Annotated in this window: 24 protein-coding genes and 1 pseudogene; 4 read left to right on the top strand and 21 right to left on the bottom strand. The window is 62.9% G+C overall.

Annotated elements, in window-relative coordinates; genetic code table 11:
• The first annotated feature begins 84 nt into the window (after positions 1-84).
• Positions 85-1806: an alpha/beta hydrolase gene (locus QT386_RS11805; RefSeq protein WP_289273968.1), complete on the top strand. Its 1722-nt coding sequence runs from the start codon at positions 85-87 to the stop codon at positions 1804-1806.
• A 45-nt stretch (positions 1807-1851) separates the two neighbouring features.
• On the opposite strand, the gene QT386_RS11800 is transcribed toward QT386_RS11805, so the two are convergent.
• From QT386_RS11800 to QT386_RS11775, 6 genes and pseudogenes are all read right to left on the bottom strand, one after another.
• Entirely contained in the window at positions 1852-4137 is a 2286-nt protein-coding gene (locus QT386_RS11800) for an SNF2-related protein (RefSeq protein WP_289273967.1), read from the bottom strand.
• A 109-nt stretch (positions 4138-4246) separates the two neighbouring features.
• The gene (locus tag QT386_RS11795) at positions 4247-4906 is read right to left on the bottom strand and encodes a hypothetical protein (protein ID WP_289273966.1); all 660 of its coding nucleotides are present in this window, start codon (positions 4904-4906) and stop codon (positions 4247-4249) included.
• A gap of 61 nt (positions 4907-4967) precedes the next feature.
• Entirely contained in the window at positions 4968-5411 is a 444-nt protein-coding gene (locus tag QT386_RS11790) for a DUF6573 family protein (protein ID WP_289273965.1), read from the bottom strand.
• 227 nt (positions 5412-5638) lie between these two features.
• Positions 5639-6739, bottom strand: a pseudogene (locus QT386_RS11785) (DUF6094 domain-containing protein); the annotation flags it as partial.
• Positions 6740-6781: 42 nt separating this feature from the next.
• Complete coding sequence (locus QT386_RS11780) at positions 6782-7069, bottom strand: hypothetical protein (RefSeq protein ID WP_289273964.1); 288 nt, start codon at positions 7067-7069, stop codon at positions 6782-6784.
• A gap of 74 nt (positions 7070-7143) precedes the next feature.
• Positions 7144-7491 (bottom strand): hypothetical protein, encoded by a 348-nt coding sequence (locus tag QT386_RS11775; RefSeq protein ID WP_289273963.1) that lies wholly within the window; start codon positions 7489-7491, stop codon positions 7144-7146.
• A gap of 112 nt (positions 7492-7603) precedes the next feature.
• Between QT386_RS11775 and QT386_RS11770 the strand changes: the two genes are divergently transcribed.
• The gene (locus QT386_RS11770) at positions 7604-7828 is read left to right on the top strand and encodes a hypothetical protein (RefSeq protein ID WP_289273962.1); all 225 of its coding nucleotides are present in this window, start codon (positions 7604-7606) and stop codon (positions 7826-7828) included.
• Positions 7829-7839: 11 nt separating this feature from the next.
• Positions 7840-8286: a hypothetical protein gene (locus QT386_RS11765; RefSeq protein WP_289273961.1), complete on the top strand. Its 447-nt coding sequence runs from the start codon at positions 7840-7842 to the stop codon at positions 8284-8286.
• Positions 8287-8312: 26 nt separating this feature from the next.
• Here QT386_RS11765 and QT386_RS11760 read toward each other — a convergent pair whose 3' ends face one another.
• From QT386_RS11760 to QT386_RS11710, 11 genes are all read right to left on the bottom strand, one after another.
• Positions 8313-8501 (bottom strand): hypothetical protein, encoded by a 189-nt coding sequence (locus tag QT386_RS11760; protein ID WP_289273960.1) that lies wholly within the window; start codon positions 8499-8501, stop codon positions 8313-8315.
• Positions 8502-9402: 901 nt separating this feature from the next.
• Positions 9403-9999: a DUF3275 family protein gene (locus QT386_RS11755; RefSeq protein WP_289273959.1), complete on the bottom strand. Its 597-nt coding sequence runs from the start codon at positions 9997-9999 to the stop codon at positions 9403-9405.
• Positions 10000-10353: 354 nt separating this feature from the next.
• Entirely contained in the window at positions 10354-10797 is a 444-nt protein-coding gene (locus QT386_RS11750) for a hypothetical protein (protein ID WP_289273958.1), read from the bottom strand.
• A gap of 62 nt (positions 10798-10859) precedes the next feature.
• Positions 10860-11345, bottom strand: coding sequence for an STY4534 family ICE replication protein (locus QT386_RS11745; protein ID WP_289273957.1), 486 nt, complete (start codon positions 11343-11345; stop codon positions 10860-10862).
• A 941-nt stretch (positions 11346-12286) separates the two neighbouring features.
• Positions 12287-12514, bottom strand: a complete 228-nt coding sequence (locus QT386_RS11740; RefSeq protein ID WP_289273956.1) for a hypothetical protein — start codon at positions 12512-12514, stop codon at positions 12287-12289.
• Between the two features lie 34 nt (positions 12515-12548).
• A complete protein-coding gene (locus QT386_RS11735) occupies positions 12549-13130 on the bottom strand; it encodes a hypothetical protein (protein WP_289273955.1) in 582 nt (193 codons plus the stop codon).
• Positions 13131-13283: 153 nt separating this feature from the next.
• A complete protein-coding gene (locus QT386_RS11730; RefSeq protein WP_289273954.1) occupies positions 13284-15320 on the bottom strand; it encodes a DNA topoisomerase III in 2037 nt (678 codons plus the stop codon).
• 196 nt (positions 15321-15516) lie between these two features.
• Positions 15517-15810, bottom strand: coding sequence for a hypothetical protein (locus QT386_RS11725; protein ID WP_289273953.1), 294 nt, complete (start codon positions 15808-15810; stop codon positions 15517-15519).
• The gene (locus QT386_RS11720; protein WP_289273952.1) at positions 15803-16333 is read right to left on the bottom strand and encodes a hypothetical protein; all 531 of its coding nucleotides are present in this window, start codon (positions 16331-16333) and stop codon (positions 15803-15805) included. The genes QT386_RS11725 and QT386_RS11720 overlap by 8 nt, the downstream gene beginning before the upstream one ends.
• Before the next feature lie 74 nt (positions 16334-16407).
• The gene (locus QT386_RS11715) at positions 16408-16656 is read right to left on the bottom strand and encodes a hypothetical protein (protein WP_289273951.1); all 249 of its coding nucleotides are present in this window, start codon (positions 16654-16656) and stop codon (positions 16408-16410) included.
• A 14-nt stretch (positions 16657-16670) separates the two neighbouring features.
• Entirely contained in the window at positions 16671-16883 is a 213-nt protein-coding gene (locus QT386_RS11710) for a hypothetical protein (RefSeq protein WP_289273950.1), read from the bottom strand.
• Positions 16884-17373: 490 nt separating this feature from the next.
• Between QT386_RS11710 and QT386_RS11705 the strand changes: the two genes are divergently transcribed.
• A complete protein-coding gene (locus QT386_RS11705) occupies positions 17374-17607 on the top strand; it encodes a hypothetical protein (RefSeq protein WP_289273949.1) in 234 nt (77 codons plus the stop codon).
• Between the two features lie 120 nt (positions 17608-17727).
• Here the strand turns inward: QT386_RS11705 and QT386_RS11700 are convergent, their stop codons facing one another.
• The 4 genes from QT386_RS11700 to QT386_RS11685 all read right to left on the bottom strand — a co-directional run bounded on the left by QT386_RS11700 (position 17728) and on the right by QT386_RS11685 (position 19575).
• The gene (locus tag QT386_RS11700; RefSeq protein ID WP_289273948.1) at positions 17728-18126 is read right to left on the bottom strand and encodes a single-stranded DNA-binding protein; all 399 of its coding nucleotides are present in this window, start codon (positions 18124-18126) and stop codon (positions 17728-17730) included.
• 68 nt (positions 18127-18194) lie between these two features.
• Positions 18195-18821: a hypothetical protein gene (locus QT386_RS11695; protein WP_289273947.1), complete on the bottom strand. Its 627-nt coding sequence runs from the start codon at positions 18819-18821 to the stop codon at positions 18195-18197.
• Positions 18818-19171: a hypothetical protein gene (locus QT386_RS11690; protein ID WP_289273946.1), complete on the bottom strand. Its 354-nt coding sequence runs from the start codon at positions 19169-19171 to the stop codon at positions 18818-18820. The genes QT386_RS11695 and QT386_RS11690 overlap by 4 nt, the downstream gene beginning before the upstream one ends.
• The gene (locus QT386_RS11685) at positions 19168-19575 is read right to left on the bottom strand and encodes a hypothetical protein (protein WP_289273945.1); all 408 of its coding nucleotides are present in this window, start codon (positions 19573-19575) and stop codon (positions 19168-19170) included. The genes QT386_RS11690 and QT386_RS11685 overlap by 4 nt, the downstream gene beginning before the upstream one ends.
• Between the last annotated feature and the right edge of the window lie 246 nt (positions 19576-19821).

Genomic DNA, 19821 nt, shown 5'->3' with positions numbered 1-19821 from the left:
GGATTGGCAAACTGGAAACGGCCTTCGATCTATGGCCAACACATCAAAAATTCCAATTTAGTGTCTGGGGTGCGAGGGGAAACTATGAGACAACTGGCATTGGTGCTTTGCGCCTTGGCGCTGGGTGGTTGCGCGATTAAACCAATAGATTCTCAATATGGCCTGGGGGACATTCGCAACAACCTCCTGTACATCAACTCATCGGGAAATCTGTACGATCCCGAGACAGGAACCGATAAGCTCAATTTTCGCTCACCCGAAGAAGAAGAAAAGATCATCGCCGCTGCAAAGGCATTGAATGATGATCATGAAAAGCCGCTAGATCAGTCTTCCATCCCTCCACCCACGCAGGCGAGCCGCCTGTTTAGCAAGGGACGCCGAGAGGTGAAGAAATTTTCAAAGACTGACGAGACATGCGATTCCCCCGGCGCAGTGATTACATCCGAGGGATGTGAGGTTCGCGTGTCACTGGATCCGCTGAGTTGTGCTTCTTTTTCCCCGGCGTCTCCGCTGGATGCAACGGAGGAGGAAGCCTACGTAATGAACATTCTGCGCACCTATTGCGCCAACGCGCATAGAGTCAAGGACATTACGATCTTCATACATGGGGGACTCAACATACGCGCGAAAGCCATCAACAGGGCTTCCGACCTCCGCGACGAGATATTCAACGATGGTCACTATCCGATTTTCGTCGGCTGGCGTTCGGGGCCTTGGGCCAACCTTGCCGCTCATTATTTCATTGACCACTACGGCCAGGCTGCACACCGACCAACGTTGACCAAGGTACCCGAGTTCATTGTTGTCCCACCCGCCATTTTCGTTGAGGACGCATTCCGCGCGATCGGCAAGGCGCCACGGGCTGCCTGGACAACGTTTCAGCAGCAGCGAACGATTCCCACGGGTTACTTCTTCACCTCTACCGAGGAGCAAGGGTACGAATCGGTCCGAGCAAACTACTACGAAGGTCCAGTCCCTCGTTGCGATCACGGAGAATTTGAAGACAAGGACAGCAATCCTCCCAACCCACCGCTCTTCACAATGTGCAAGCGCGGCAACGATGCCGGGGTGACTGTTGGCCAAAGCCTGCTTTTGGCAAACCCGATCAAATGGGTCACCGCCCCCCTAATCGACGGGTTCGGCACGGGAATGTGGACGTCTATGAAGCGACGCGCCGACATTCTTCTCCAGCGAGAAGAGTCCTACTATGGTTATAGCTCCCAGGGGGGTGGAAACTACAACACGGCCTTAACCAAGCTTCTCAATGCATTGGAGCGTCTTGAGCCATCCCCGGAGGTAACGCTCGTGGGTCATAGCATGGGATCGATCGTCGCCAATACTATCCAGACGCAGAACGGCGATCTGAACGTAAAGAACGTGGTGTACATGGGTGCTGCCGCAAGCGTCAAGGATGTGGCGAACGCGGTGATACCCACTCTTCGCCGCAATCCGGAGGCCCGCTTCTACAATCTTTCCATTGACCCATACCGCGAGCTACTGGAAACGAAGGCTTGGCTTCTGGGCACAATCCCAAACGGCAGCTTGCTCAACTGGATCGACCTGTACTTCGAACAGGTTTCTGCGTTTACAGATAGGACTGCGGGCTCGTGGTGGAATATTACTCGCGCAGCGGAAACGGTTTTTCCGCCGGATGTACAGAAGCAAATTTTCCTGACGGCCTTCGGGTACCAAGGATCTTCAGAGATTCAACAGGGACCGCAAAATCACGGAGATTTTGGTGACTACAAATGGTGGGAACAGAAATTCTGGGAGGGCAAGGACATAGGTCTATCGCAGAGACAGTAGCTGCATCGCGAATGGAAGGGCCGGCTCTTTCGAGCCGGCCCTTAACTACGCCGCCAACAACTGCTTTGCCAATGCGACCTCTATGGAGTCGCCGTCCTGGTTCAGCACATCCAGGCCTGTGTCGGGCATGTCGCCTGACGTGGACTGACTCACCGCGATCTTCTGTGCCATCAGCCTGAGACAGGCGATCTGCGTCGTCTCGGCATAGCCGAAGAAGTGCACGCCGACCGCTTCCTTCTGACCGATGCGCCATGACCGCCGCGCCGCCTGCTGAAGCGTGTAGACGTTGTAGCCGCTCTGCATGAAGGCGATCGTCGGAAACTCCAACAAGTCCAGCCCGGTCTTCACCAGCTCCGGATTGGTGACAACCACATCCACGCCACGGTCTACCTGCTCCGCGATCCAGTCCTCACGCTTGCTGGTCTCCACTGACGCACGCAGCACCGCCGCCCGCAAGCCGGCCTGTTCGAGCAAGGCCTTCAGCCGGCTAGAGGTGTCCCTCGTACCGGTGTAGGTCGTGTAGACCAGGACGCGGCGGCCTGCCGCTTTCTCCCGGCGGCAGAGGTCGATCAGCGCCCGCTCCTTGGGCATCGACTCGGCGCCGAATAGCGCCGGAATCCGGATCAGCTCCTGGCGCGTGCGCGGATGACGAACCACCTCTTCCCTAAAGCAGCAGTCTGGCCAGGCCAGAAGCACATTCAGCACCACGCCCAGGAGACTGTTGTCACCCTTGCGCAGCGCCTCCCGCATCGCTGACGTCAACGTCGCCTGCAGCATCTGGTAGGCCTTGGCCTGATCCCCGTCCAGGCGGATCTCCGTGAAGTGCTCCTGGTACGGCGGCAGCACGTTGGCACCGATGTCCTTCAACTTCAGGAACACCGTGTAGGGCAGCACGTAGCGTGCGATGCCCTTCGGGCCGAAGCCCGGTGCCTTCACCGTGCGCACCGTCAGCCGCTTGCCGCGCGACGTCTTGTGCGCACCGCCATCAGACTCCTTGTAGATGTCCCTCAGCACGCCGTGCCGGCGCATGAAGGACATCGCCGCGGGCCCGAGACTGCCGCGCTGGTAGCGGAAGCCGTCCTCGATCATCCGTTCCGGCATGATCCGCCACAGCAGGTGAAACAGGTCATCGGCATAGCCACCCATCAAGGTGCCGGTCAGCAAAACCACCTTCCGGACCTTCCTGGCCAGCACCGCCATCGCCTGACCCTGGGCAGAGCCTTCGTTCTTGTACTCATGCCCTTCGTCGACCACCAAGACGTCGAAATACCCGTCCGGCAAGTACCGCTTCACGAACTCTGTGGCCTGGTAGCCCCCTTGCCCCAGAGAGAACTCCATCGTCGCCATCGCCCGTTCCATCCGTCGAGCCTGCCGATCGCTGAAGACCAGCTCGCCCTCCGCGTTCATGAGATTCACGAACTCGTAGACGTTGTCCTCCAGCATGCCGCCCAGCTGCTCTTCGCCGAACTCCCCGATCAGCCGCTGCGCCGTCTTCTGACCAATGGTCGGAATCTGGCACAGCGCCTGCGCGACGAGCTCCGCACGGCTGCGGGGCTGATACTCGCCCCGGATCAAGGTCCACAACGGCTCCCTGCAGGCGCTGCAGGCCAGGCGTCGGTCCTCCGTGAAGACAGAGACCGGCACCGGGTTGCCGTCCAGGTCCTGGACGTGCTCCCCGCAGCGCGGGCAGCTCGCCGCCAGCTGCAGTCGGTCGGCCGCCGGCACCGGCGGCTGTCCTTCTGCCTGTGGCACCAGCATCCGCCTCGGAACGACCGCCGGGCGCCAGTGGAAGCCCATCCGCATACGGACGCGGCCCAGGATGACGAACTCCTTCCCGGTGCTGCCCACGCCGGCGGCGGCCGCCGCACGCATCTTCAGGAGCTGCCGGAGCGTGTCCGGCCCGTTGAGTACCGTGACCCTGGCGTCCTTGACGGTCTCCAGGATCTCGCGACGCCACTTGTAGACCAGGTGCGGCGGCGAGATCACCAGGACACGCCCGAAGGCCTCCGCCTGCTGCAGGACGGCCGCCACGGCGATCGCCATCATCGTCTTGCCGGTGCCCATCTCCGCGTTGATGACCGCGGCCGGGTCGCCGGCGTCGACCAGCAGGCGGGTCACGGCATGGACCACGTCGCGCTGTGCCTCGAAGGGCTTGCGCTTCAGCGCATCCATCACCGCGTCCCGCGCCGGATTCCTGCTGCCGTCGTAGATCGGCGGATTCTGGCGGGACACCGCATCGAGGAGCCCGTCTCCGAAATCGGCGACAAACTCCTGCAGCGGCACTACCAGGTCCTCTGCGGCTACCGCCGCGGTGTCGAGTGCATCTTCCATCGTGAAACTCCTATCGGTTGGTTGAAGAACCGACGGAGCACGGCCCTGGACAGGGCGCATGCCCCGTCGGGTCGTTAAGTACAGCGATGCCGCTTGCGCGGCGTTTACATCAGGCCAACCTGGCCATCCCGCCCTGTGCAGCGTTTCCCGACAACTGCAGCACCCCTCCCCGGATCATCTGGGAGATTTCCGCATCGAGCCGTGGATTCCCGAGTTCCAGGCGCCAAGCATCGATGCCGATGCCTGGAATCGGGGTTAGCCAGCCGTGCAGTTCCAACAGCGTCAGTACGGGCTGCCGCCATCCCTCCAGCAAAGGGATATGGCAAACCTCTCGCACCAGGCCCCACAGACAGGCGTCCGTCGCATCATGACGACTCAAGCGCGGCCTGTGCAGCAGCAGCGCGCGCCGGTTGGCCCTGTCGGGCTCCGTCGCCAGCTTGTCGTGGATCCACAGCTGCACCAGGTCCCCGAAGAGGTTCCTGGGCGGCAGGCGCCCGGTGTGCTTCTCCAGGCTCGGCATCCGGTCGAAATGAACCTGGACGCGACCTGCCGGACCCTCGACATGCAGGGTCCGCAGGCCGCCCTCGGACACATCGACCGAGAGTCTGGCCAGGAACTCCTGCACCGCGGTGTCGCGGCCCCACAGCGAAATGAACAGTAGCCCGCCTCTTTCGTCGGTCAGCAGCGCATCGGCGAACAGCCCAGGCGCTTCGACCAACTCCATCAGGGGTGCCGCCGCCGGCGACGCCGGCTTGGTTTCAATGGACATCGTGAACCTCCATGTCGAGTTTGGAATGCGGGCGAGGCCGTCAGCCCCGCCCGCGCGCCTCTCAGTCCTCATGCGGCTGCATGATCGTGAGCACGGGCTCGCCCTGATCGCCGCCGGAAAGCACGAGCTTGAGCTCGACTCTCTTCGGGCGACGGGTAAGCCCGTCCCTCGGAACACGGACGATCCCGTAGTTGATGAAGCCTTGGACCGTGGGATTGGTCCGGACCGCGATATACGCCATGAACAGCACATCCCAGAGCCGGCCGGACTGGTCCTGGTGGACCTGTCGCTGGCTATCCGCCTCCGACCACTCGATGCAGTCCTTCCAGACCGCCTCCGTGACCGCGACCGGGAACCTGAAACCGGCTTCGACCGCCGTGGAAGAGACATCCACCAGGACGCCATCCGCGAGGGCCTGTGCCCGGGTGTAACTGAAGACCACCGGCCCGAAAATGGAATCCGGCTGGGGGCCGGACTTCCGGCCGCTATCTGCTTCTTGAGACATACGACTCTCCTTCGTGAAGGCCGGAGAGCTCCCTACCGGGAGATCCCCGGCAGGGAATGGCCTGTGAGGGCCGACATGGAACAAGGATCGAGGCCTTGCGGCCCGCAGCTCTCCCCGATCCGGAGCTGCTTGCGACTGAACCGCAGTCGCCACGGTGGGAACCGTCTTTCCACAGCGTGAGGCGCTCTGGAAAGACGCCGCGCAGATGCGCGGCGCCAAGGACAGCTTCACCGAATCGTCAGCACGCGGCCGAAGGTCGGTGACGTAGGTGTGAAGTCGATCGCGCGGATCGTCGGAACGAAACGATCCGTGAGGATCCTCACCTCGCGCATCGAGCCGTTGTCTCCCTCCTCCACTTCGACCTTGGCCACCTTCTCCTTGTGGGTGTCGCCTTTGACCACGTACACGCGGCCATCGGCCGATCGCACCTCGCCGGAGACCTGGCCCGCGGCCAGGGCCAGCGCCAGGTGCCAGCGCGAAAGCCCGCGCAGCGGCCGGCGATGAGCCTGCTCGGCATGCGCAAAGCGCAGCTCGAACTGGTCCCACAGCGTCGGCATCCGCGAGATCTCGTTCGCCAACTGCCGCGGCTCGACCACACCCAGGGCGAACTTCGCTTCGCCCGGTGTGGCCGGCACCCGGTAGTAGCCCTCGCACCAGCGCTCGGGCAGCTCCTGCAGGTCCTCGCCGGCGCCGGCGGACTCCAGCCGCTTGCGCGCCTCGGCCGAGGCGATGGCATCTGAGGTACGTCGGCGCACGCCGAGTACCACGACCTGCTTGAACCGCTGCTCCGGTGCTCGGTACACCCTGAGGTTGTCGAAGTGCATGGATAGCCAGGTCGAGAACTCCCGATCCAGGACGTAGTGCGGGACGATCAGCACCAGGACACCGCCGAACACCAACAGCGGATAGGCCAGTTGGTAGAAGACCTTCTCCAGCCGCTTCCGGCCGGAACGGTCCTCGGTGACGCCCGAGCGATCGGCAACCAGATCGCCGTAAGGCGGATTGAGCCAAAGCAACCCGAACTGCCGCCGCCCCACGATCACTTCCTGGAAGTTCCCATGGATGCAGCGGTCCAGCAGCTGCTTGCTGTGCCAGGCACGCTCCTCGTCGTACTCGACGCCGAAGGCCTCGGTCTGCGTCGGCCCCAGGTGCTCGCGCACCTCGGCCAGCGCCACGCCCTCGCCACAGCAGGGGTCAAGGATCCGCATCTCCCCTGCAGCTGCAGGCTCGATGGCGGACAGGATGCGCGAAGTGGTCTCCGCGTCGGTCGGGAAATACCCGTTCTTGATGAAATTGCGCGCCAGGCGCTGGAACATCAGAGCCATAGTGGCCTCCGTGGTGGTAAGAGGTTTCCCTCGAGGTGGAACAGGTCAGGGACCCGGTGGCAAGCGAAGCAGCCGGCGGCCGTCCAGGTTCTCCGGGACGACCAGGCCAGTGATGCGCGAGTAGGTTTCTGCCGCGGCGGCGTAGTCATCGAAGTCGCCCACGATGCTGACGCCGCCCTCCGGGAGGTGGCCGTACAGCGACCAGATGACCCGGTCCGACAGCGCCTCCGCCGCTTCGAGCGACTGCTGGGGGACGAGACCCTCGCCGGGCACTTCCACGACGGGGGACAACTCGTAGCCGCGGAAGCGGCCCGGTTTGAAGGTTTGAGGCATGAGGATCTCCAGCAGAGGCCGGAGACCTCGACCCCGGCGGGATCGAGTCCCGGCCGGGGTTGAGGTAGGAACAGCTAGTGAGCGAGGCCCGCAGCCTGGAGGGCCGTGGGCGTCAGGCGACCAATGGCGCACTGCGCCTGGAAGCCGCCGATGTGAATGACCTTGAGCAAGGGCTGCACCAAGCCAGCCGCGACCAGCGCATCCGACATGCCCTCGTTCTCGGCGTAGTCCTTGATCAGGACCTCGTCGGCTTCGAGGGCAATACGGTCGACATTGACCGTGGCAGTAGCGATGGGCTCACCACACATGACCTCCACGTCCCCAGATGCATCGCCGGCGGCGACGAGCTGGATGGCGATACGGCCGTTGCGGTACTTCCCGAACACTGCCTGGCACTTCCACTGCAAGAACGTGACTTCCATGGGAATCTCCTTGTGACAATTGAAGGTTTCCGGAAGACACGCCCCTGCCGGGGATGTCCCCGGCGGGGTTGAGGTACACTCGCCAACGCTGCCTTCTCACAGGGAGTGGAACGTGGCGATCAAAGTCGAAAAGCTGACGCTTGCGGCGTCTGAAGTTGAAAGACTGCTTTTGGAGCTGGCAGGAAAGAAACCCGACCAGCCGCTTCCGGCAGAAGAGTTTCATGCCGCAATCGTCGCTGGCGTCCGAGTCCTCGGTTCGCCAGGACGCGAAGATGCCTTGCAGCGCTTACGCGACACGGTACAGAGCGAAGCCCCGCCCCTACAGCAGACGCATTGAGGACGCAGTCGATGTTGACTGACACTAGCACCGGGAAAATCCGGCTCACTGATCTAGATCGACGCCGCATCGGCTACTGGTGCGACGCGATACCCGCCGGTGTGCGAACACCGGAGGGTCTGCGTCGCTTCGCAGAACAACAGAAGCTGCTGTATCCCGGGAACACTCCCGAGGAGCAGCTGATCCGTGGCCTGATCGACCAGTCCGTCAGCGACATACTCGAAGCATCCGACCGTGCTAGCTCCCCGACCAGCAGGAGCGAACGACCGGATTCTCGTGAAGGACAACTAGGGGCAAGTGCAGACGCCCCGGGTGAAGACTCTGCAGAGGACAGCCTGCGCTCGCTGCTTCAGCCTGGTCGCATCGCTGCGCTGCTGAAGCTCCGAACTGCCATCCTCGGCGCGCCCGATTGGGCGGAGCTCAAAAACCCCATCAGTCAGGTCAGCAACGAAGGCTGACCTGACTGACAGAGTGGATGCAGGTTTTAGCCTGCGTTCTGCTGGCGTTCCATGGTGCGCAAGGCGCGCACATAGACATCGGCCAGTTCATCCCGGACATCAGGATTGGCATCAAGGTAGGCCTTGATCTGCGGCGCCAGCTGAGGGTCATCAGCTGCCGCACGCAGGTCCTTCTCTACTTTGACCAGGTACTTCAGGTCGAGGTAGTTCACCATCGTGCAACTCCTGGAGAAAGCCGGAGCAGCACGTTCCGGTCAGGAACGTGCATTCCCGACCGGTGGGTGAAGGCCACGAATGGCCTGACGTGTACAAGGGGTTTCACGATCTTTCGATCGCGCAGCGCTACCGAAACCGCAGCTGCTTAAAGGGCTCGACTGGACCGCAGTCGCACGGGTAACACCCTCTTTCGGCAGGCTCGCACGAGAGCCTCCCGGAAAAGGATGGAAGACGGCCGGAGTGTTTCACCGGCCGGCGCATTCCAATCACGTCTGTCGCAGCGACACACTGCTTTGACGTGATCCCCGACACCGCCGGCGGCGAGTTCCGCCGGCGCCGCCAACCGCGTTGCCTGACGCAGCTGGACGATTCCCTGTCTGATTGTGAAAAGCAGGCCCTGGGCCGTGATTGCATATGAGGATCGAGGTCCTGCGACCTTCCGCCCTTCCCGATCCGAGGCGGTTCGTTTGCAAGTGGGGCCTCCTCACGGAAGGCTTACCGATGGGCACCTGGCGGCGTCCATCGGTAAGCCCCGCGCCATACCGCGCGCGGAGCCTGGTTCGACTCACGCTGTCGCGGCGCAGCCGGACAACGGCGTTGCTACTTCCTGCCGCCGGCCGAGTGCGTGAATGTGCCGGTCATGCGTGTATGAGGCTTTGCCCCTCAGAAGGCGCCGCCGGTGACCTTCCCGTTGGGTCACCTCGCGCGCTTCAACCCATCAGTTCGGGGCGCATGGGTTCAGCAAGTCATCGGGCACGGTTATCAGCCGTACAAAGGGGCTTCGCCCGGTCACCGGCGGCGAGCAACCGGTGAGGTGAACGAAGACCATCGGCCTTCCCGCAGCGCTCACCTGAGCACTCCGGGAAGGCCGATGGGGATTCACCCCATCGGCAGAAGGCGCTAGGCCTTCTCCCAGACCTGACCCAAGGGCTGGAAGCGATACCCCATCTCCTTCAGCGCGTCCCGCTGTGCGCGGAACTGCATCCGGTCGACGGTGGGATCCAGCTTCACCCTGTCCTGTAGCGGCCAGAGCTCGCCGAAGAGGTCCTGGAAGGACTTCTCCGCTGGGATCGCCGAGGCGACCCCCCCTGCAGGGGCACGAGCTTCTACCGCGGATTCCGCGTCCGCAGCCACCGGGGTCTGAGGTTCCACCGGGGTCGCGGCAGGCGCAGGCGGCGTGAGCTTCTCGCTCGCCGGATCCTGCTCCTCCATCGGGGCCTGGTCCTCCGTGGGAAGATCGGCGATCGACGCCAGCGCAATCGACGCGACGTCCGCACGAACCTCCACAACCAGGCGCCCATGGGCGAAGTAGTGCGAGGGATAGATTCGGGATACTCCGAACTCACCCTCGTATTTGCCGGGCTCGTACTCCTCGATCGCCGGCGACTTCACTGCGAAGTCACCGATGGGAGTGATTAACCGGCCTACGTTGAACGTGCCGCGCGACCCGTTGATCGCGCGGATTGTGAGAACACCACTGAGTTTGAAGAGGGACATGACGCACCTTGCGGTTGGATGGAAAATCCCTGGCAAAGCGCGCCCCCGGGCGGGAGACCCGCCAGGGCATTGTAGATGCCGGTAACAGAGTTACCGGCGGAGTTGAAGACGTCCCAGTTCACGCACCGGAACGCGGTGAAGCCCCTGTCGGAGAGCCCTAGTTATAATCAGGGGACTAAAGGTTCGATGGTCTTTCGACCCCGCGGATCTTCCCGAACCGGATCCGCTTCATGCAGGACGAGCCTGCAGGGCGCGACTGAACCGCAGTCGCCACGGGTGAAACCGTCTTCCTCAAAGAGGCACCTACCCCCTTGAGGAAGACGCCAGGCTACGGCCTGGCGCAATACCGCAATTTTACGCTGCTTCGCCGCCGTTTCTCCATGTGTACCCGGCCCGGTCGAACCAGGCCCAGGCCATATCACGCTCGTCAGAGCCGTTAGAGCTCAGGCCATCCGCCCTGGGGTTGGAAGCCAGGTTGCGGATCCCGCAGAGGTCGGCAATGAAGCCGTGCAACAGTTCCTCGGGCTTGACCTGATACCTGGCACAAAAGTCGACCAGCTCGTCCGGGATACCCAGACGGATTTGGTCGTCAAAGTGCTTCTCGCCCTCGGGCTCGGGCTCGTAGAGGCCGACAGAGACCGCCTTCGCGGGAACAACCTCCTCAGTCCCCGGCGCCACGGAAAAGCCTGCCTGGAGGCTGGTGAGGCTCATTTCCGTGCCGTTGGCACTGAGCAAGATGCTCAGATCAGCATCGGCCGGGAAACCGGCCAGCAGTTGCAGCATGTCTTGAATCTTCATGGAAGCTCCTGGAAGGAACTGCCAGACGCGGAAGGGAGACCCTTCCGCGTCGGCAGTGTGGTTTAGGCCGTGGCCGGCTCTTCGAACGGAGCGACGGACGAAGCATCCGGTGTCGGCTCATCCTGGCGGGGCGCCTGGTAGACGGAGACACCGTCGACCTTGGCCCACTGGATGAACAGCAGACGGCCTTTCAGGGAAACCCCCGTCTGGCCCTTCTTTTCACCGGACTCGTAGGTGAACGGCTCGGCGTAGATGTCGCCGATCCGAAATCCCACGATGACCTTCTTCTTCGCGTCGATGTCCGCCTGCAGATTGCGGATCACAGCCTGAGCTTCTTCACCGCTGACGCGGCAATCGAAGCGGGTGTATTCCACGTCATCGGCCGAGCCGCGCAGGGCGGACACGTCGACGGCGAGGAAGCTACCCTTCTTCAGCTTCACCTCACGGGGACGGTTCAGATAACCGACGCCAGTGGTGTGGAGGTCGAAGTACTTCGCGCCGTTGCCGGCGGTGTTGGACGAAACAGCATTGGTGACATTGGTGGACATGGACATCTCTCCTGAGAGTTAAGTTGAAAACAACGTCGCAGGAGAAATGCCGACCCTGACGGGGCGGACATACCCCGGCGGGATGGTGCGAATGTGACTTCGCGTGAGGGAAAAAGGACCAACGATCTTGTGATCGCGCAGCTCTGCCTGATCCGAAGCTACTTCTTTCGACTGAACCGCAGTCGACACGGGAAAAACCGTCTTCCTGCAGGACCTCGGGCGAGGCCCTCCAGGAAGACGCCGCTTTCACGGCGTCTGTTCATACCTCATGCGCTTGCCTCAGGCGTGCATGGTGACGGCCACGGCCAGGACCTGGGAGACCAGGACGCAGAGGATGAGGTTCTTCACAGTCAGGATAGACATCGTCTTACTCCGGTTCCGGTTGGTGGATGAGGGCTACAGGGCCTTCACCAAGCAGCCAGGACGGCCGCTTGGTGAAGGCCCCGCAGCCGATACACCGGCGCGGGACCAAAGAATCAGCGTGCCACCACAAGGGCGAGCAGCTGGGAGGTGACGAGGTACAGACCGAACATCTTGACGGTGAAGAGATGAGACATGGCAGTGCTCCGGCGTTTAAGCCGGAGTACGCCCCTGACGGGGAACGTATCCCCGGCTGGGTGGGTCGCAGAACGCGACGGAAGTGTAAGGAACAGCAACAACAAGCCGCCGACCCGGTCGCAGTAGCGATCAGGAGGAAGCGACGGTGGAATCAGAAACAGGCCAGGAAGGCCGGTGAGAAACCTGCAGAACCGCGAGCAGGAGGTGCGCTCAGATAGAGCTTGCAACAGAGTGACGGATCGAAACCTTACGGTTCGCAGCTCTACCCGATCCGGAGCTGCTTTGCAGGGTGCGACGATGCCCACGTCGCCAGGGTGAAATCAATACAGTTAGGTTAGCACGTCCAACGCCCGGTGCAAGCACCGGGCGTTGGACAGCCCTCACTAGTCCAGGGAAACCCAGTATTCGACACCGACGAACGTGGGGCCAGGCTTCCTGGAGCCGTTCCTCGGCAACTCAACCTCCCTGATGATGCCCCCGCTCGCCTCGGTGGCGACGCTGAAACCAGGGATCAGGCCGCGATACAGGATGTTGGTGGGAGAAATCCCCTCTCCGTTGATCGCCTCGGCATCGAGATTCTGGGTTCCGTGCCGAGCCAGGAAAATCTTCACGGCTTCATCGACCAGAAAGTCCTCCACCTCGGCGTCAGATTTCCGCCCGAACTTCGCGGCAGCCTCCCGCTTGAGATGCTGCGAGGTCGCGCGCAGGTTTGAGGGCCGGAACTGGAATTTTACTGTTGGCATTGACGCTCCTTGATTGCATGCACGACCACCTTAGCAATGCTGCCAGCCCGATTGCCTGAATTGCCCGGAGGACCGGGCACGAAACTAGAACGCGGTGGCCCCATATTCCCACTGCGGGACGTCTAGTCAGTGCAAGAGTTGCAAGGAACAAGGCCCAAAGGCCTACCGCAACAGCCACCCAGGCTGCGACCTGCACCAGCGCCATAGCAAATGCCTCATAGACGGGAGGATTGTTCAGCACGTCTGCCGGCAATGGCCCGCTCAACCGCCTGGACAACCACGGATACAGAAGTCCGGCAAGAGCCAGCGGCAAATTGCCCTTGATTCTCTCGACGTGGTCGGCGGCACTCTCCAGAACCATTTCCCGTCGCTTCTCAAGCGGCAATCGCAAGAGTTCCTTCATTCCCTCATCAAACAAGTCCGTCAGCCCTGGCAAGCTTTTGAACATCCGGGGCTGGGAGCCGAGATTTTCATCGGACTTCATCGGCGGACTCCATCCTCATTTCCGTGAAGATCACGGGGTGGATACAACATTGCCGGCGGTGCATAGGATGCGTAGGCTCGGAACACGCACCGCCAGAACTCGACCGCCTCTTGGCAGCGCCAGATAAGAGCACTGATTTGGAAGTTCACTGCCCTACCTTCCTCTCGCTGATCGCTTGGCGCGAGGCTTGGCCGATGACCCCGAGGACTTCCCCTCAACCTCCGCCGTAGCCTTGCAGTCCGGGTACCCGGTACAGCCCCAGAACTCCCCACGGCTGCCGCTGCGCTTGCGCATCGGCTTGCCGCACGTCGGACACTCCCTCGTCTGTGCAATCGCCTTGGCGGCCTCCGGAGAGGCCAGCAGGCGCGTTGCACCGTCACTCCTGGCGCCTGACACCAACTGACCGACCCAGGCCGCCTGGCGCTCCAGGAAGGCCTCTAGCGAGCCCCTCCCCTGCGCGATCTCTTCCAGGGCCTGCTCCCAGAGCGCCGTCGTCGCCGGGTCCTTCACTGGATCCGGCAACGCATCGATCAGCAGCCGGGCCTTCGGCGTGCTGATGAGATGCTTCTTCTTCCCCGTTCTCTCGATGTAACCGCGGCCGACGAGTGTCTTGATGATGGAAGCCCGGGTGGCTTCGGTTCCGATACCGGCCGTCTCCTTCAGGATCCTGCGCAGTCGCTCGTCGGCCACATGGCGGCCGACCGACTCCATCGCCTGGATCAGCGTCCCATCCGTGTACCGCGCCGGCGGCTGGGTCTTCTTGGCTTCAACGTCGACCTGCAGGCATTGCAGGCCGTCGCCCTGTGCGAGTTGCGGCAGGACCACCCGCACCTGCTCATCCTCCTCATCCGGTAGGTTGAAGACTCCCCGCCAGCCCACCGCCGCGGGCGTCCGGCCGGTGGCCCCCAGCAACACCGATCCGAACTGCGCCTCGATACGCGCTTGATCGAACTGGTAGTCCGGATAGAACTGCGCGATGTACCGCCGGCGGATCAGGTCGTAGACCTTGCGCTCCATCTCGTTCATCTCCGAGAGGTTCACGCGCGCCGCGGTCGGGATGATCCCGTGGTGAGCTGTGATCTTTGCGTCATTCCAAGCACGACTCTTGAGCGTCAGCTTCGCTGCCTGGACGATCGTCGCGATCGAGCCGTCAAAGCTCATCATCGCCTGCAGGATCGCCGGCGCTTCCTCAAACTGGGATTCCGGGAGGTACTGGCAATCCGTCCTCGGATAGGTCGTGGCCTTGTACGTCTCGTACAGCGCCTGCGCGATCTCCAGGGTCTTGTCCGCGTCCAGGCCGAACAGCCTGGATGCATCCTGCTGCAGGACCGAGAGCTTGTAGGGCAGCGGCGGCAACTCCGACTTCCGCTCGACCTGCGCCAGGGTCACACGACCAGGCGCTCCGCGCAGCTGCTGCGCCAGGTTGCGGGCCGCTTGCTCATTGATGCAGCGGCCCTCGGCGTCGACAACGGCACCGGTCGGCTTCCACTTCATCTTGAAGGGCTCGGGCACCGCCGGCCGCTGCACGACCGCGACCACATCCCAGAACGGCTGCGCCACGAAGCCCTCGATCTGCCGGTCGCGGTCCACGACCAGGCGGAGGGTGGGCGTCTGTACACGTCCAACGGACAACACACCCTCGACGCCACGATCCCGGCCAAGGAGGGTGTACGCCCTGGTGAGGTTCATGCCCACCAGCCAGTCTGCGCGCGCTCGGCCCAGACCCGCCGAGTAGAGAGCGGCTGTGCGCTCACCTGGCAATATCTGCGCGAGGGCCTTCTTGATCGACGCCGGATCCAGCGCCGACAGCCACAAGCGCTGAACAGGGCCGCGCCATCCGCAGGCCTGCAGGACCTCCCGCCCGATCGTCTCGCCCTCGCGGTCGGCATCCGTGGCAATCACAACCTCTGTACCCTGCCTCAGCAGCTGCTTGATCGCTTTGAACTGCTTGGCGCCTTCCCGCTTCACCTCCAGCTTCCATTCGCCGGGCAGGATGGGAAGCGAGTGCAAGGTCCACTGCTTGTAGCCCTCGCTATACGCCTCTGGCGGACACATCTCCAGAAGGTGGCCATAGCACCAAGTCACCGCAGCATCGCCGCAAGCAAGATATCCGTCGCCTTTGGTCCGCACACCCAGCACACCCGCAATATCGCGGGCCTGGCTCGGCTTTTCACAAATGAAGATTCTCATGTAGGTGCCCCGTTGTAAGAGAGGGCATAGGCAATAGCGCATCCCCAGTTGAGGTAAATCACTTGCCACACTCTCGACGCGGCCTCACCTGTAAGTTCCCAGTCAGCGTTCACGTTGGAGGCCGCGCTGACAGCCGTCAGCAGAAGCGTGGCCGACCAACCCAGCCAGGCAACTTGATTCACTGCGCTGGCCACGACTACTCCGCCTTGGCGTCTCGCCGATCGCGCAAGACCCGGAGGCCCAAGATGACTGGGAACATCACGATTGCGACAAGCATCTCGATCCGGTTCTCATGCCAAGCCTCCGCTGCGTCCTTACACGTATGGCCGACGATGTTCGGTCCACCGCCCATGGTGCTGCAGGTCACGTAGATGAAGCCCCAACTGACGATCGTGAAGATGATCACGACGCCGATAGCGATGACCATCTTGTCTTGGAAGGCGTGGACGACCCGAAATGCCGCGGCGGTCTTGGGATACTTATCAGCCATGTCGATTCTCCTTGCTCGAAGCATTGGAGGGGCGGCCATTGGTGGCCTTCGAAATCTGTCGGATCGCAATGGCCACTCTTGCGTAGATGGCGGGGTCGCTCTTGAGGTGTTCGTAGTCGAGCAGATCGGCCGCGACAAGCGGCTGATCGAGAACCGCCCGGCGATGAGCCTGGGCCGCGCGGCGCAGGGCATTGGGAACAATCTTCTCCAGGTCCTGGACTTCATCGGCCGCGCGCAACCACAACGCCTCCCGTGTCCGCTCCCAGGTCCGACGCGAGATCGTCTCTCTGCGATGCCACCACACTAAGGCGCCGGCACCGAGAAGCAGGCAGAGAGCCGCGGCCGCCGGCGCCGGAACGCCCAGCAGGTACAAGCCGAAGCCCACCAGGTACGGGGCGCCATTTATCATCAGGGTCGTCCCCAGCGACGGCGCGTCGACTTCGGCTTCAGGCAGCGTCGCCAGGGCCACCGCGCACGGAATCTTATTTAGAACCTCAGTGTCGATGTCGATCGTGCTGAACATGGCTGCGGAAAAAATCTCAGGATGGAATCGTGGCCGGACGGACCATCCGCCCGGCCACGAAGCACTTCAAGGCTTCAACGAACGGACAACACCGTTCCCGACTTCTTCTCCACCTTGACCGGAACGCCCTTGGCGAGCTGATCAGCCTCGATGCCCAGACGCAGGCCGGCCGTGTAGAGGTGGTTGAGAACCGGCTGACGAACACCACGGAGGGCTTCCCTGCCCTCGGTGTCCTGGCCGTCGTAGAAGCAGTGCAACGCCTGCGCAATCAGCTCGCATTCCGTTGGGAGGAGCTCAGGCGCCGCTTCTTTGGGATCTCCCATTGCTGTGCAGCCTCCTACTTGGCGGAACTCTTCGGGACGCAGGTCAGGTAGTGCCAGCCCACGCGCATGCCCTTGCCGAACTCCTGGGCCTGCGCCGACGCCGTGGCCGCCGCGGCTTCGCAGGCGGCCTTGTCATCGAACTCAGCGAAGGCAAAGCCCGGGCTCACGATCTGCGTGCCTTGCATGGGGCTGGCCACGAAAACCGCGATGAGGATGTAGTGCAGCATGTAGAACTCCTTTTTCGATTGAGGGTGGAAGGCGTCAATGGCCTAAGGCAGGCCGATGACGCCGACGCAATTCTCTACCGCCTGAAACAAAGCTTTCATCGAAGTTCCCCTTTCGGTACATACCACCTGACTCAGGTGTCAGGGTGTCAAAGCCACTGCGTTCCGTAGGTCGTCACTGCCCACCAGGCCAGACCCGTGACTGCCATGACGACTCCCGTCACAGCACGGCCTGGTCGCCGTCCGCCGCCGCGCTCACCTCCAAAAATGAGGAACATCCCGGTAGCAATCAGCAGAACGGACATCGTCTCGTTATAGGTCATCACAGAACTCACACTCTCAGTTCGGCCAAGTGAACCTAGCGAAAAGCTTCATCACCACAGCGACGCCGAGCAGCCCGAGGCCCGATCCGACCCAGGCGCGTTGTCGCCCCTCGGGTACGCCCACTGCGACAAGCAGGTGCCCGGTGCCGGTCGCGGCAAGAAGCACGGCAATGATGTTCACCGTCAACATGAACACCGACATTCCCTCAGCAGTGGCCATCGCTGACCTCTGCCGGGGTTGTCTGCTCGAACTCGATCCAGGGGTCACAGCCGAGCATTTGCTGCATCGCGCCTCGCATGCCACGGTTCGGCTGGTATCGGCCACGAAGGCAGGCATGCAAATGGCTGCGGTGGCAGTCAGCTTCCGCCAGGACCCTCTTGAGAGGGACACCTCTGGCGCGTAGCAACATCGGCACGCTGAGTACCAGGGGCACGCCAGCGCGCGACAGTACCCCCAGGCATTGCCGCGCCTCAGCCGCGCCGATGTGCTTCCACTTGAACATTGTCAAGTTCCACACGGAACATCAGTCCTGAGCGGGAGCCTCGTCACGGGCCGAGCGCTCGCGCATCTGGATGCGCTCGATGCGGGAAGGGTCGATGGCCACGTAGTCGGCGTGCAGCGTGAAGGCGGAGCGATCCTCTCCGCTGTCCTTGTCGGTCCAGGGACGCAGTTCCAGCGAGCCCTCGGCGCGAATACGCATGCCCTTCTGCAGGAGCTTGGACAGAGGTTCAGCACGCGGACCCCAGACGCTCACGTCGAACCAGAAGCCGCCCTTGTCGACATAGCCGCCCTCGCCATCGGGGATGGAGCGGTCGAAGTACGCGCGGAACTCCAGCACCGGCCGGGGGCCGTTCGCCAGGTTGAGGGTCTTGAAGCTGGGGGCGGTGCCGATATTGCCCGTGCCGCGGAACTCGTTGGACATCAGTGACTCCCTGGGTTGATAAACGCCAGGGCACACTGACAGCTAGACAATGTTCAATGAAGTGAATATCACGCCGCTTCGCGGTGGGCTTTTCGCAGCTTCCCGAGGTTGCTTCGGTGTCGGATCAGGTCCTCGACCCGCGACAGCTCGTAGGCACAGCAGGCGAAGTCCAGATTGAACTGGATCCGCCGGCGCTCGAACTCCAGGACCTGCTCGCGCACCGCCCTTGGCAGCGCCAGAATCCGCTCCTCGACGTCGGCCAACTCACAGCGAGAAGCCCGCTTACTTGCGCCAGCAGACCGGCGCCAACGCAGGTAGGTGTGCGACTCGTGACTGGTCCTGGCCGGGTATACCGGCATCGAGCGCTGCGGGAACGCCTCGAACCAGGCGACCCTCATGCGCTCTCCCTGCGCCAGGAGCTCCGCCTTCCGGGTCTGGAGGCCTTGCAGCCGCTGCTGCAGCTCCGGCATCGGCGTCTCCTCGAAAGCCTGGCCCGCCAGGCTTTCGCCAGGTAACCGCGGCCGATCACCGTAGAGGCCCAGGCGCTTGCGCATACTCAGAATCATCTGCCCGTCGATCACCCGCTGATCCGCAGCACCCTGCGCCAGATCTCCATGACCACTGCTGCGCAACCAGTCGCGCACCTGAGCCTCAGACACGCCCAGCTCGTGGGCGGTCTCCGCGATGGTCCTCATGGTGTCTTGTCGAGCCCCCGGAAATAGAACTGCTGCAGGGTCATCCAGGTAATCCTGCGCCGCCCGATCTTGCACCAGCCCCACGCCGATGTCTTGCCGGCGGCGCGCAACGCAACCGCTGCGGCAGTGCGTATGCTGGCCGTGTGGATGGCCAGGTTCCCGATCAGCGTCCAGCCTTCGGCCTGCCGCCGCCGGGCGGGCTTGCCGGTGGCCCGATCCACCAACCGGCCCGCCCGGTCACCCCACAGGACCAGGTCCAGCTGCTGCTCCCGCCTGCGCCTGGCTGGCGCAGGATTGGCGGCATGATCGTTGTTGCAGCCGCCAGCAAGCGAAGACTTTGGGGCAGTCACGGCACGCCCTGCTGGACTGCTGAGCCAGGACCCAGAACCTGGCCCCGGTCTCTGAGCCAGCACCGGCGTCGTGGCAACAGGAACACCTCATCGTCGTTGTTCGGGAAGAAGTGCAGGATGCGGCCAGCGACAGCCACATAATCGGTGAGCCAGCGCAAATCCTTCTGTCGCTGGCTGGGGTAGTTCTCAAAGTCGTTGCAGGTAATTGACCAGGTTCGGAACTGACCCAGCATCCGCTTCGTCTGCCCGACCCAACCCGTGAACGGCTCATGCTCGGTTACCCGCAGCACCCGGTACGGGCCGCTGTAATTGGTCCTGACCCAGGCGCCGGGTCGCAGCAGATCCGCGACGGTCGGCATGCCCCAAGGGGTTTGGCGCGGCTGGAAGGGCTGCGGCAATTCCATGCCCAGCTCCGCCTGGTAGGCGGAGTGTGCCGGCCAGGTGGCCGGCCGCGGTTCCCGGACGCGGCCGGCCCGCTCCCGCGGGCGGCCTCTTGGCCCTGTGGCAGATTCGTCGGCAATCATCTGGCTCATTCCCGGATCGCTGGCGGGGCCTTCGGCCCCTTACCCTTAAAGGGCCCTTTAGGGGCCTAGCTCGCCGTCACGTTCTGGCGCAATGGTTCCGTCACGGCTCGCGGCCCGGAGCTCGGC

Source organism: Solimonas sp. SE-A11 (assembly GCF_030345715.1).
In the GTDB taxonomy this organism is placed as follows: domain Bacteria; phylum Pseudomonadota; class Gammaproteobacteria; order Nevskiales; family Nevskiaceae; genus Solimonas_A.
This window is presented reverse-complemented; position numbering and strand designations above follow the sequence as displayed.